The organism is Anderseniella sp. Alg231-50 (genome assembly GCF_900149695.1).
In the GTDB taxonomy this organism is placed as follows: Bacteria; Pseudomonadota; Alphaproteobacteria; order Rhizobiales; family Aestuariivirgaceae; genus Anderseniella.
This window is the reverse complement of the sequence record NZ_LT703007.1, coordinates 172,034-185,527: the sequence shown is the minus strand read 5'-3', so window position 1 is coordinate 185,527 and position 13,494 is coordinate 172,034. Positions and strand designations below refer to the sequence as shown.

Genomic DNA, 13,494 nt, shown 5'->3' with positions numbered 1-13,494 from the left:
CATGGGTGATGCGATGAGGTCCAGGGTCACAGAGCCGTGATGTAGTTTGTCTTCAGCCGGTTTGCACGAACCATCGCATCTGATAGGTAGGGCCAGTAACGTTCCCCCCCACGCCAATTCATCGATTCCAGGTAAAATGTCCCCTTCATCTTCCAGACGAGCTGCTCTTGTTCAACCGTTCATCGTAATGGACATGTTTCGTGAAGCCAATGCGCTAGCGGCTATCGGTCACGACGTAGTGCATATGTCGGCAGGCCAACCCGCCGGCGGGCCACCTCAAAAGGTGGTTGAGGCAGCCAGGCAGGCTCTGGACGGTGCATACATGGGCTACACGAATTCGCTTGGCCTGCCGGCGCTGCGGGAGCGCATAGCACAGCATTATCACGACGCTTATGGAGTGGAAGTTGACCCCGGCAGGGTGGTGGTGACAACCGGCTCGTCGGGGGCGTTCGTCCTCAGTTTTCTCGCCTGTTTCGACCAGGGCGACAAGGTCGGACTTACGGTGCCGGGGTATCCTGCATATTCCAACATCCTGACGGCGCTTGATATCACGGTTGCCGACATTGAGGTGGACGGGCGCCATCGCTGGGCGCCAACTCCCGAGCAGATTTCAACCGCCTGTGAAAACGGATTGTCCGGCCTGTTGCTGGCAAGCCCTGCCAATCCGACCGGGACAATGGTCACACCGGAAAATCTGGCAGCCGTTTCCCGCACCTGCGCGAACCGGGACATCTGGTTCATTTCAGACGAAATCTATCACGGCCTCAACTATGAAATGCCGCAGGCGACCGCACTGACCAGCAATCCGGACGCTCTCATCATTAACTCGTTTTCGAAATATTACTGCATGACCGGTTGGCGTATCGGCTGGATGATCGTCCCCGACAGCCTGGTCCGTCCTGTAGAATGCCTGGCTCAAAGCCTGTTCATTTCACCGCCGACAATTTCACAATACGCGGCCATAGCGGCGTTTGACGCGACCGAAGAGCTGGAGCACCGCAAGGCGGAGTATCGTGAAAACCGGGACTTTCTGTTACGTGAGTTGCCGGGACTGGGGCTCGGCAATCTGTCGCCGGCAGACGGGGCTTTCTATCTTTATGCCGACGTCGCAAACCTGACCAATGACAGCTTTGCCTTCGCTCAGGCAATGCTCAAGGAAGCTCATGTCGCCGTGTCTCCGGGGGCCGATTTTGATGCAGAACGCGGCAACAGGTTTTTGCGCCTGTCGTTTGCCGGTTCGATGGAACACATGGAAAAGGCCGTTGAACGACTGTCACGCTGGCTTCCAAAGGCAGGATAGGACAGTTCCGTGATGGCTGCCGCCATAGCCGGGTTCCTGCTTGGCGGGACCCTCATTATCGCCATTGGCGCACAGAACGCTTTCGTTCTGCGTCAGGGCCTCAAGCGCGAACATGTGTTTGTGTTGTGCTTCATCTGCGCGCTGGCGGACGCAATGCTGATCGCGGCAGGTGTCGCGGGTTTGGGAACGCTCGTCAAACAGGCGCCGTTCCTCTTGAAATTCATAACTGCCGGTGGCGCTGCATTTCTGTTTGCCTATGGCCTCCTGGCCTTCAGGCGGGCTGCATTTCCCGGCGTGTTACGGGCAGGCGACGGTGGACCGCTGAGCCTGCGAACGGCGATTACCACCGTGCTCGCCTTCACATTTCTCAATCCGCACGTTTATCTGGATACAGTTGTGCTGCTGGGCAGCTTGTCGGCGCGTTACGATGGTGTGGACAGAGTTGCCTACGGGGCCGGTGCATGCATCGCGTCGTTTACCTGGTTTTTCTCGCTCGGCTATGGCGCTCGTTTGTTATCGCCATGGTTTGCACGGCCTACCAGCTGGCAGGCGCTCGACACCATCATCGGCGTCATCATGTGGGCATTGGCAGGGCGGCTGTTGTGGGACTTGCTGTAGCAGGGCCAATTCCCTAGCGGAGATTGGTGACGATCCCGGAGTTTTCCTCAACCAGCTGTTTGCCCGACTTGTATATATCCTTGCCGACCCAGTCTTTCTCGAGCTGGATTCTCCAATTGGCGTTCATGGGAGAATTGACGAAATACCTGGTAAAAAACCGCCGTGTGAGAGCCTGGCGCTCGAATGAAAAGCCTTTGGCCTCGCTGCCGTCATCGTAGAAACGCTTGGGCTCATGGAACATGAAGCGTGCATCTGTTGCCGCGATGCGGCCGCTGCCCTGCAGGAAAATCGGAACGCACATGGACATGCAGATGTCTCTGGACGCCACATAGGTGTCGAGCGTGTGGGTGCGTTTGATGCGTTGCAGCAGTTCAACCACGTCGCCGCCTTCGCGAACCGAGCCGCCGGGCGAATTCAAACGCAGCAAGAAGCGCTTTGACGTGGTGCGGCGTTCTTCGAATGCGCGCATCAGCAGCGTATGCATGGGCAGGTCAACCTCACCGGACCACGAGAGAACAACCACATCACCGCTCTGGTGTACGGCCAACTGCCCGGTATCTGCATGTTTCTGCTCGTATAGCCGCCATCCCATCAGCACGGCGACGACAACCAGCCCAAACAGAACAAGGCGGTTCGTGCTCATTCGAACCGCCGTTCGTTGTGGGCGTAATTGCAACAGATCGGGAAGACTTCTGGCCGTATCAGCCAAAAGTCATCCGGATCGAAATGCCGAAATGTCAGCGCTTGCCCCACCAGCCGGCTTTTTTCGGAGCTGTTGCAGGATCGACGGTTGGCTCGGGAGGTGCCCATTTGGAGGCAGCCGGTTCACTTTCCGCCAGCTCAACTGGTGCGGAACTCCCGTTTGCGACAACGGTTTCAACAGGTGACTCCGCTTCTGCCGGCTTTGCCTTTTTCGCAGCGCGCTTGCGCGGCTTCTTGGCAGGCTTTTCGTCAGCAGCCGGTTCGGCTTCGGCTTCTGCAGCAACTTCAGCCGTCTCTTCGGCAGGAGCTTCGGGGCTGTCTGCCTTGGCCTTTTTAGCAGCCTTGCGCGGACTGCGCTTTTTGGCCTTCGGTTTCTCTTCTGCTTCGGCACTTGCTTGCACAGCAGCGTCCGCCTCAACAGCGACGGCTTCCTCAACCTCAGGGTCTGCGGTTGCCGCAATTTCTTCGGCCTCGGTGCCTTCGTCAGCTGCCTTGCTGCGCCCGCCACGTGACCGGCGGCGGCGTTTTTTCGGCTTGTCTTCATCAGCAACGGTGTCGGTTGCTGCCTCGGTTTCGCCGCTCGCTTCAGGCGTTTCTTCGCTGGCCTGAGCGGTTTCCGCAGAAGCGGAAGCGTCATCGGAACCGGAAACTACTTCGCCTTCGCGTTCTTCACGCTGTTTGCGGCCACCGCGGCGTCCCCGGCGGCGGCGGCGCTTCTTGCGCGGCTCGCCGTTTTCGTCCAGTTGCACTTCATCATTCCGCTTGCTGTCAGACGCGTCACCGTCTGCACTATCAATATCTCCAGCAGCAGGTTCTTCATTGGCTTCCATGCCGTCGCCCATGGCGACTGCCGTATCCGATGAAACAGGACGGGCAGCCGGGCCCTTGCGGTCCGGCTTGCGCTCTATGACGCTGTCGGCAAGCGCACGGTCTGAATCCGGCAGGACATAAATTGAAATTCCGTAATTCTCTTCAAGAGACAGCAGGTGGTCACGTTTCTCGTTGAAGATGTAGAAAGCCACATCCGGGTGCACCCGCACGTCCAGGCTTTCGGGCTTGCGGGACAGTAGATGCTCTTCAATGCCGCGCAATACAGAAAGGGCGCAACTTGAAACGCCGCGAATGACGCCGGTGCCTTCGCAGTGAGGACACTGCATGGTGGAACTCTCCATCATGCCCTGGCGCAGCCGCTGGCGAGACATTTCCAAAAGCCCGAAGTGCGATATACGGCCAACCTGTATACGCGCGCGGTCGTTCTTCAATGCATCCTTGAGCTTGCGCTCAACCGCACGGTTGTTGCGGTTTTCCTCCATATCAATGAAGTCGATGACAATGAGCCCGGCCAGGTCGCGAAGGCGCAACTGCCGGGAAATTTCCACGGCGGCCTCCAGGTTTGTTTTTAACGCCGTGTCTTCGATGCTGTGTTCACGGGTTGCCTTGCCGGAGTTGATATCAATCGATACCAGCGCTTCGGTCTGGTTCATTACGATATAGCCGCCGGACGGCAGGGTGACGTTTGGTGTGAACAGCCCGTCAAGCTGGCTCTCAACCTGATGGCGGGTGAACAACTGACGGGTATCTTTGTAAAGTTTCACATTGCGCGCATGACTTGGCATGAGCATCTTCATGAAATCCTTGGCCTCGCGGAAGCCTTCTTCGCCTTCCACGACAACCTCGTCGATGTCTTTTGAATACAGATCGCGAATGGATCGCTTGATCAGGTTGCCTTCTTCGTAAACGAGGGTAGGGGCGGCTGACTTCAAGGTCAGTTCGCGCACTGATTCCCACATGCGCAGCAAATAGTCATAGTCGCGGCGAATCTCGGTTTTGGTGCGCTGTGCTCCAGCTGTGCGCACGATCAGTCCCATGCCTTCGGGCACTTCGACTTCACGAATGACGTCTTTCAGGCGACGGCGGTCGCTAGCATCGGTGATTTTGCGCGAGATGCCGCCACCGCGCGCCGTGTTCGGCATAAGCACACAATAGCGACCGGCCAGAGACATGTAGGTGGTCAGTGCAGCGCCCTTGTTGCCGCGCTCTTCCTTGACAACCTGGATCAGCAGGACCTGACGGCGTTTGATAACTTCCTGAATCTTGTAATTCTTGCGCGGGGCCCGCTTGCGGGGTTTTGGTGCGGCTTCGTCCGAATCGTCATCGGCGGACTCGCCGTCGTCTTCAGCAGCGGCAACTTCGTTGTCGTCATCTGCATCAGCCTGCGCATCCTCATCCGTGTCTTCGCTGTCACCTTCGCCGTTGTCACCTTCGCCGTTGTCATCTTCGGCGGTTTCTGAAGCCTGCTGTGAAGCAGAGAGTTCTTCATCGGCGTCGTCTGCATCCGAAACCTTCGCTTCAGCCGCGTCTGCTGGTTCTGCATCAGTGTCGGCGTCCTTGGCTTTAGCCTCGGCAGCGTCACTGTCGGTATCAGATGTCCCGGCCTCAACCTGACCATCTTCACTGTCCGCCGTTTCACCGTCGACGCTGTCATCCGTTGCTGCTTCATCAACTACCGGGTCACTGGCAACCTTGTCGTCCTTGGAGCGCGCAGACCGTGAGCGGCGGCGGCGCGGTTTGGTTTTTTCGGGCTCGGCGTCTTCTTCCTCCCGGGCCAGACGGGCGTCTTCGGCGTCTGCGTCCAGCAGTGCCTGCCGGTCGGCAACGGGGATCTGGTAGTAATCGGGATGAATCTCGCTAAACGCCAGAAACCCGTGCCGGTTGCCGCCGTATTCAACGAAGGCGGCCTGCAGAGAGGGTTCAACCCGTGTAACTTTGGCGAGATAAATATTGCCCTTTAAAGGGCGGCGGGATGCGGATTCGTAATCGAATTCCTCGATACGGTTGCCGCGGACAACGCAAACCCTGGTTTCTTCCGGGTGCGCTGAGTCGATAAGCATTTTGCTGGCCATATTGGCAAATCCTTGCCGCACAAACGGGCACAGATTCGGACAGGCGGCGCTCCGGGTGGCGCACCTATACGATTGCGGGCAGTTGTACGGTAGTAATCAGGACGGGCGCGTCTGGTGCCGACAGGGCACAACACAGCCGAGGCTTCACTGCTGAAAAGCAGGAACCGGCTGGTCATATTGCTTGCCGCGCTCATTCTTTGTTTTCCACATATGTTCGCGCCTTAATCTGGCGCTGAACGGTTCACTAAACCGCTTCAGGGGTTGGATTACGCGCTGGGCAGTTGCCCATCGAACCCGTCACCCTGTGCGGTGACACTCGCTGTTCAACAAAGTGGCTTTCTCCAGCCCGGACTTTGTGAACGCTAAGAAATTACAGGTCCTTTCAGCGTGTGATGCTGCTTCGCTGCACCGTGAAACCACGCTTAAGGATCAACTGTGCTTTTATCACGTCTCTGGGGTTACGCAATAGTGCGTTTTAAGTATTCCGCTAGGGCAGGTGGCGGTGACAGAGCCGCCTTTGACTGCCTGACCTGGGGTGCAGTGTGGCGGGATTCGCTGATCGGGAACGGAATTTCACGGCAAACCGGGCGAATTTTTGTGAATAGGCCCGTCATGCGTGACGACTCTAAACGAATGGTTAACCACACTATTGCTAGAATTTGCGCGACTGAATCTTGTGATGGGGAAGCGCAATATCGTGGCTCGCCGGGCTATATATCTGATCACTGCATTGTATAGGTGGTGCGCTGCGGTTGCTGTTGCAACCGCCGTTTTCATTGCTGTTCACATTGCAGTGTACCCGGATTCCGCCAGCGCCACGCCGCCAATTGCCAGCGTGAGCGAAGCGCGCATAGCAGGAGATGATGCCCGGACCCGGTTTGTGGCAGATCTCGACAGGCCGGTGAGTTATTCGGTTTATGTGATCGACAATCCCTATCGTGTGGTGGTCGACCTGCCGGATGTGCGCTTCAATATGCCTCCCGAAATCGGAGATGTGGGCAGGGGGCTCGTCAGGGCGTATCGGTTTGGCCAACTTGCACCCGGAAAATCGCGCATCGTTATTGATACAACCGGCCCCGTCCTGATCGAGAAATCGTTCGTGCTCAATCCTGAAAACGGCCAGCCGGCACGTATGATTATCGATATAATTCAAACCGATCAGCGTACTTTCGCCCGCATCAAGGCAACCGAACGGCCGAGCCGCAACGCTGCGGCTTCACCGGTTCGTCAGGTTCCCGACACCTTGGCGGAACTCTTGAAACGCGAAGGAGTTGCACGCATTGATGAAGAGGCTGAAAGGGTCGAACTGACAGAAAGAACAGCTCGCCTCATTCCCAAACCCCGTCCAAAACCTTCCCAGTCCGCAGCAGCATCCACAGAACAGGGCATCGGGGCCGGCTCCATTCCTGCCAGGCCGGTTGTCGTGCTGGATCCCGGACATGGCGGGATTGATGGCGGAACGGTGTCGAGAAAGGGTACGCCGGAAAAGAAGGTTGTGCTGGCATTTGCGCGTGAATTGCGCAAGCGGCTGCTGGCGACCGGGCGGTTTGAGGTTCACATGACCCGTAACGATGACAGGTTCATTTCCCTGGGCAAGCGCGTCAAATTTGCCCGCGCCAAAAAGGCTGATCTGTTTATTGCGGTTCATGCGGACAGCTTGCGGCAGCGCCGCGTGCGCGGAGCGACCGTTTACACCTTGTCCGAAAAGGCATCCGACGCGGAAGCGGCCGCACTGGCGGAAAAAGAAAACAACGCAGACTTCATCGGCGGTGTCGACCTTGGCGAGGATGCAGGCGAGGTCGCTGATATTCTGCTTGATCTGGCCCTGCGGGAGACCAAGAATCATTCAATCTACTTCGCCCGCCGGGTGGTGAAGAACCTGAAGCCGGTTACCCCGTTGAACAGGCGCCCCGTGCGGTCAGCCGGGTTCAAGGTGCTGCGTGCACCGGACGTTCCATCGGTTTTGCTGGAACTGGGCTATCTGTCGAACCGGCATGACGAGAAAAACCTGGTGTCATCAAGGTGGCGGCGCAAGGCGGCAGGTGCCGTTACCGCGGCAATCGAGGGGTTTTTCTCGCCGGAAGTGGCGGCCCGGCAGCAACTGGCACAATGAAATACCGCGTCCATCGGTCAATCTTCATACAAACCGTTGCAGTGCCGTCCGATTGCCACAATATTTGGCTTTGTGAGCGCATACCAAGTATAAAGGTGCGGGCATGGTTCGCTGCAAACCCGGGACGCTGATCTGAATGCTTCGATTTATCAAATATCTGTTCAGTTTTGGGCTGGCGGTGTGTTTTGCCATCGCGTTGGCTGTGGGTTACATCATTTATGATACCTCCAAGACCCTGCCGTCTCATGAAAGCCTGGCCAAATACGAACCCCCGGTAATGACGCGTATTCACGCCGCCGACGGATCCCTGTTGGCGGAGTATGCCAAGGAGCGCCGGCTGTTTGTGCCTATAGACGCGGTTCCGAAAAGGCTGGTGGAGGCCGTGACCTCCGCAGAGGACAAGAATTTCTACAGGCACATCGGTGTTGATCCCGAAGCGCTTGCCAGAGCCGTTATCGTGAACGTAAGAGCGCGCCTGCAAGGGTCGAACCGGCGGCTGATCGGTGCCTCTACAATTACCCAGCAGGTCGCGAAGAACTTTCTGCTGACCAATGAACGCACCATTACGCGCAAGCTGCGCGAAGCGTTGATTGCCCTGCGCATGGAAAGTTCGTTCAGCAAGGAGCAGATTCTTGAGCTTTACCTGAACGAGATTTTCCTGGGGCAGGGCTCTTATGGCGTCGCGGCGGCCTCGTTGAATTATTTCGGCAAATCGCTGATCGAACTGGATCTTGCTCAGGTCGCTTATCTGGCGGCACTGCCCAAGGGTCCGTCGAATTATCATCCCGTGCGTCATCGCAAACGTGCAATTGGGCGGCGCAACTGGGTTTTGGAACGGATGTATGACAACGGTTACATCACGGAAGCCGAGATGAAGGAAGCGCAGGCCAAGGATATCGAAGTGACACTTCGCCCGTTTGGCGCCAAACTGTTTGCGGCCGAGTACTTTACCGAAGAAGCGCGGCAGGCCGTGGAGAAGATTTACGGCAAGGAAGTCCTGCGTACCGGCGGCTTGTCCGTCCGCACGACCATTGATCCCAAACTGCAGATATTTGCCCGCCAGGCCCTGGCAGGTGGATTGATCCAGTTTGATCGCAATCACGGCTGGCGCGGCCCGGTCTCGCGCATAGAGGTCAATGCGGACTGGCCTGCCGCACTGGCCAAGAAAAAGCCGTTGGGCGATGTCTATCCATGGCAACTGGCCGTCGTGCTGGAAGTCAGCGACGAGCAGGCGCGCATCGGGTTGCGGCCGTCGCGGGTGGTCAAGGGCAAGACGCCGGACGCAAAAGAAGGTGTCATCCCGTTGCAGCACATGCATTGGGCACGGCAGCATAAAGGCATCAACAAGAACGGCGTGGTGCTCGGCGACAAGATAAAATCTGCGGCTGACGTCTTGAAACCGGGCGATGTGGTTTATGCAACCGCGGCAGGATCCGGCAACAATTACCATCTGGTCCAGATACCTGAGATCGACGGCGGGATGGTCGCGATGGACCCGCACACCGGCCGCGTGCTCGCTTTGACCGGCGGGTTTTCATACAGCCGCAGTCAGTTTGACCGGGTGACACAGGCAAGACGCCAGCCCGGATCCTCGATCAAGCCATTTGTGTATGCGGCAGCGCTGGACAATGGTTACACGCCATCATCGGTCGTACTGGATGCGCCGGTGGAGATAAAGCTGCGCAGCGGCGAGACATGGAAACCGTCCAACTACACCAAGAAGTTCTATGGGCCGTCGACATTGCGGCGCGGCATCGAGTTTTCACGAAACGTGATGACGGTGCGCCTGGCGCAGGATATGGGCATCAAGAAGTTCAAGAGCCTGACAGAGCAGCTCGGCATTTATAAAAACATGCCGGCAGTGCTCGCAACATCACTTGGTTCCGGCGAGACGTCTTTGCTGCGAATGACATCGGCGTATTCCGTATTGGCCAATGGCGGCAAGAAAATCGAGCCAACCATGCTGGATCGCATACAGGACCGGTATGGGCGCACGGTGTGGCGCCATGACAAGCGCGAGTGTACCCAGTGTAACGCGGCGGAATGGACGAACCAGCCAGAGCCGGAATTTATTGAAAACCGGGAAGAGGTGATGAACCCGTACACCGCCTATCAGATCACGTCGATGCTGGAAGGTGTTGTTCAGCGGGGGACAGCCAAGAAATTGCAGGAAATAGGCAAACCTATTGCCGGCAAGACCGGTACGACGAATGATGAGCGCGATGCCTGGTTTATTGGATATACGCCGGATCTTGTGGTTGGCGTATATGTCGGCTACGACCGGCCCAGGCCGATGGGCAAGGGTGAGACAGGTGGTTCGCTGGCTGCTCCCATCGTATCGAAGTTCATGAAGCTTGCGCTGAAAGACGTGTCCGCAACGCCGTTTCGTGTACCTTCCGGCGTTCGGCTGATCCCGATTGACCCGAAGAGCGGCAAGCGCGGCATCTATGGCAATGCCAATGTCATCCTGGAAGCGTTCAAGCCGGGCGAACAACCTCCGGAGCGCCAGCGGCTGGTGACCGGCGGTGATGCTATCGCCAGTTCAGGCCTCAATGTCGGCGGCTACAACGAGGCCGGTGGCATCGTGATCAACGGTGGCGACACGGGGTCTGCGGCTGTGTCCGAAGGCGGGTTGACGACAGGCACCGGCGGCCTGTACTGACCGGGCCGGAATTATTCACCAATCAGGCACGGAAAGATTCGCATGCGGGCAGAAATCGAGACACTTGTCGACGAATTCAAGCAGTCCATTGGGCTGCTGAGGAGGCATCTTTGACTGGGATCAGGCACTACGTGATCTCGATCTGCTGAATGCCCAGGCCGAAGATCCGGACCTGTGGAACGATCCTGAAGAAGCCCAGCGCGTCATGCGCAAGCGCCAGGACCTTGAAAGCCGCATCGGCACGGTTCGGCGGCTGGAACAAACCATTTCCGACAGTGTCGAACTGATCGAACTGGGCGAGATGGAGAACGATCAGTCGGTCATTGGCGAGGCTGAAACCCAGATCCAGGAACTACAGCCCGAAATCGCCAAACTCGAAATAGAGACGCTGTTGTCGGGCGAGGCAGACAGCAATGACAGTTTCCTGGAAGTGCATGCAGGCGCCGGCGGTACGGAGAGCCAGGACTGGGCTTCCATGCTGACGCGCATGTATACCCGCTGGGCTGAAAAGCAGGGCTTCAAGGTCGAACTGATCGAAATGCATGACGGTGAGGAGGCCGGCATAAAGTCGGCCACCCTCAAGGTAAATGGTCACAATGCCTATGGCCGCCTGAAAACCGAAAGCGGAGTACACCGGCTGGTGCGAATCTCGCCCTACGATTCCAATGCGCGCCGGCACACCTCGTTTGCATCGGTGTGGTCGTATCCCGAGGTCGATGACAATATTGAAATTGAAGTCAATGAAAGCGACTGCCGGATTGATACCTATCGGGCATCGGGAGCCGGTGGCCAGCACGTGAATACAACCGACTCAGCCGTTCGCATCACTCATATCCCGACCAACATTGTGGTACAGTGCCAGAACGAGAGATCGCAGCACAAGAACCGGGCGACCGCATGGAACATGCTGCGGGCCAGACTGTATGAACGCGAGTTGCAGATCCGCGAGGAGGCGGCCAACGCCGAAGAGGCCACCAAGACCGACATAGGCTGGGGGCACCAGATCAGGTCCTACGTTCTGCAGCCCTACCAGCTTGTGAAGGATTTGCGGACCGGCCACGAGAGCACCAATCCGTCCGCAGTACTGGATGGAGACCTCAACGAGTTCATCGAGGCGTCATTGGCTCAAAGAGTGCATGGCGGAGGCCCGGACGAGGTGTCCGACATAGAATAAGGCTGACGGCCGTGTGATCTCAGGCGATTTTATTCGGCTGCCTTCGGCTTGCGGGCCGGCGGCTCGGGATAGACCGGGTCATCTTCGATGTCATCGGTGCCTGGCAGGGAATATACGTTCTCCTGCGGGTAATGCTGGTCATAGACCGGAGCATAATTCTGTCCCCAGCCGCTGCTGGCATAACCCTGTTCCTGATCGATCGGTTCCGACAAGGGGTCTTCCACGCGGCGTATCTTGCCATCCACATGGGCGCCGTTTTCAATCGACAGCGTCTGATTGATGACATCGCCTTCAATATGGGCTCCCGCATAGATATGAATGTGGAGCGCGCGTATCGGGCCAATCACCCGACCACGAACGATCACTTCTTCTGCGGTAATGTCGCCATAAACGACACCATTGCCATCCACCACCACGGCGCGTGCACGCACCGTACCGTTTATGGTGCCGTCAACTTGCAGTTCGCCGCCGGTTGACACCGAACCGTCGATGACAAGGTCCAGAGACAAAAGCGATGGACCGGAACGATGCCGTTGTCGGCCTCCGCCGCTATTGGCTCCGCTCTTTGGCGCTTTAGCGCGTGATTTCTTGAAAAACATCGCGGGCCTTCCAAAATCTTACAGGGTCTATTGCGCGGCCGCCCACGCGTGTTTCGTAATGAAGATGCGGGCCAGTACTGCGACCTGTACTTCCAACTTTTCCTATTCTATCACCTGACTTGACCTTTTGGCCAGTGCGAACAGAAATTATACTTAAATGCGCATATCGGCTGGTAACGCCGCCGTCGTGACGCACCTCGACCATCTTGCCATATCCGCCGGACCAGCCTGCCTTGATCACCTTTCCCGGGGCCGTGACATGGACCGGAGAACCGGTGGGGCCACGAAAGTCAATGCCGGAGTGCATGGCGGGCTTTTTGCGGAACGGGTCCTTGCGCAGGCCAAAGGAACTGGATGTCTTGTGCTCCGGGGACATGGGCCTTGTGAGCGGCAGGCGGGTGGTTTGAAATTTCAGGGTCTCCCACCGGTCGAGCTGTGTCGACAGGTCCGACACACTCTGCGCCAGCACCTTCGATCCCAGATCGCCCGCACTTGCAGCGACAAACGGACCGCCGACCGCCTCGGGCTTGTATCTTGATGATTTCGCGATCTTGTCGGCATTCACTCCCAGGGAACGGTACACTTTGCCAAGTCGTGTTGTCTGACCTGCAACATACTCTGTGACAGCACCCAGCAGTGCGGCTTCCCGGGTTTCCATCTGAGCCATATAGGCGCGCAAGTCGGCTAGCGGTTTCACGGCTTCTTCAGGTGAAGTGAAATCCGAGGTGAATTTGTCAACCGCGCGCGGTGATGTGGTATTGCCTGCTGTACGAACGCCGGGTGTGGCTTGCGGTGTCAGGCTTCCCTTTTGTTGTTTTGTGGTGCCATTGGGGCCGGGCAGCCACCCTTGCCGGAAAAAATCCGACAATTGCTGATGACGATCCACGAGCCGGTCATGCTCAAACCGCACTTCGTCAACTTTGGCGAGATATGTTTTCTGGTCCAGCAACAGCCGTCGGTTGAGTTTGTCAATCGTGGAGCGCATTTCTCCAATTCGATCTTCATACTCGAGCCGCGCGCGATATTGATTGCGCTCCTTCAGCGCCAGAACCTGATCCTTGAATGCCACGTTGACGGTAGCATAAGCGACCCAAAAGAGCCCTACTGTGAAGGCAAAAATAACCGCGACCTGCACCCAGGGCCTGAGAGTGATGAATTGCACTTCGCCCTCGGAACGCAGGTAAATCTGCCGCTCGCGAAACGCATATGCCAGACGGGAAAACAATCCACGCGGATACCGCCCCCCTGTATGCCGTCGTGTGTTACGCATGAGCCCTCCCTGCCATGGGCCAAACCACAATTACTGTCGCATTCCGCGTTGCGCCAAATTACTGTCGCTGCTTTGTGGATCGATTATGAACATCGCACAAGAAAGTTCAACTCATCTGGTGGTAACAAAAAGTCGGAGAGCTGCCTGCACTTA

General features: G+C 57.3%; 9 protein-coding genes. 5 read left to right on the top strand and 4 right to left on the bottom strand.

The features are described from left to right. The first annotated feature begins 136 nt into the window (after positions 1-136). Entirely contained in the window at positions 137-1,300 is a 1,164-nt protein-coding gene (locus DHN55_RS20850; protein WP_108883482.1) for an aminotransferase class I/II-fold pyridoxal phosphate-dependent enzyme, read from the top strand. 9 nt (positions 1,301-1,309) lie between these two features. Beyond that, complete coding sequence (locus tag DHN55_RS20845) at positions 1,310-1,918, top strand: LysE/ArgO family amino acid transporter (RefSeq protein WP_337660626.1); 609 nt, start codon at positions 1,310-1,312, stop codon at positions 1,916-1,918. 13 nt (positions 1,919-1,931) lie between these two features. Here DHN55_RS20845 and DHN55_RS20840 read toward each other — a convergent pair whose 3' ends face one another. Both DHN55_RS20840 and DHN55_RS20835 read right to left on the bottom strand, forming a co-directional pair. Then, positions 1,932-2,561 (bottom strand): ATP-dependent Clp protease proteolytic subunit, encoded by a 630-nt coding sequence (locus DHN55_RS20840; RefSeq protein ID WP_108883480.1) that lies wholly within the window; start codon positions 2,559-2,561, stop codon positions 1,932-1,934. Between the two features lie 94 nt (positions 2,562-2,655). After that, positions 2,656-5,523: an Rne/Rng family ribonuclease gene (locus DHN55_RS20835; protein WP_108883479.1), complete on the bottom strand. Its 2,868-nt coding sequence runs from the start codon at positions 5,521-5,523 to the stop codon at positions 2,656-2,658. A gap of 679 nt (positions 5,524-6,202) precedes the next feature. Here DHN55_RS20835 and DHN55_RS20830 point away from each other — a divergent pair. The 3 genes from DHN55_RS20830 to prfB all read left to right on the top strand — a co-directional run bounded on the left by DHN55_RS20830 (position 6,203) and on the right by prfB (position 11,472). Next, a complete protein-coding gene (locus DHN55_RS20830; RefSeq protein ID WP_337660625.1) occupies positions 6,203-7,636 on the top strand; it encodes an N-acetylmuramoyl-L-alanine amidase in 1,434 nt (477 codons plus the stop codon). A gap of 136 nt (positions 7,637-7,772) precedes the next feature. Next, a complete protein-coding gene (locus tag DHN55_RS20825) occupies positions 7,773-10,298 on the top strand; it encodes a PBP1A family penicillin-binding protein (RefSeq protein ID WP_108883478.1) in 2,526 nt (841 codons plus the stop codon). Positions 10,299-10,340: 42 nt separating this feature from the next. Beyond that, a protein-coding gene (prfB, locus tag DHN55_RS20820) for a peptide chain release factor 2 (RefSeq protein ID WP_108883477.1) occupies positions 10,341-11,472 on the top strand; the annotation gives its coding sequence in 2 pieces (ribosomal slippage) (positions 10,341-10,409 and positions 10,411-11,472; 1,131 coding nt in all). A gap of 29 nt (positions 11,473-11,501) precedes the next feature. On the opposite strand, the gene DHN55_RS20815 is transcribed toward prfB, so the two are convergent. Beyond that, positions 11,502-11,981 (bottom strand): bactofilin family protein, encoded by a 480-nt coding sequence (locus DHN55_RS20815; RefSeq protein WP_337660624.1) that lies wholly within the window; start codon positions 11,979-11,981, stop codon positions 11,502-11,504. Positions 11,982-12,045: 64 nt separating this feature from the next. Further along, entirely contained in the window at positions 12,046-13,341 is a 1,296-nt protein-coding gene (locus tag DHN55_RS20810) for a peptidoglycan DD-metalloendopeptidase family protein (protein ID WP_108883475.1), read from the bottom strand. Positions 13,342-13,494: the final 153 nt, after the last annotated feature.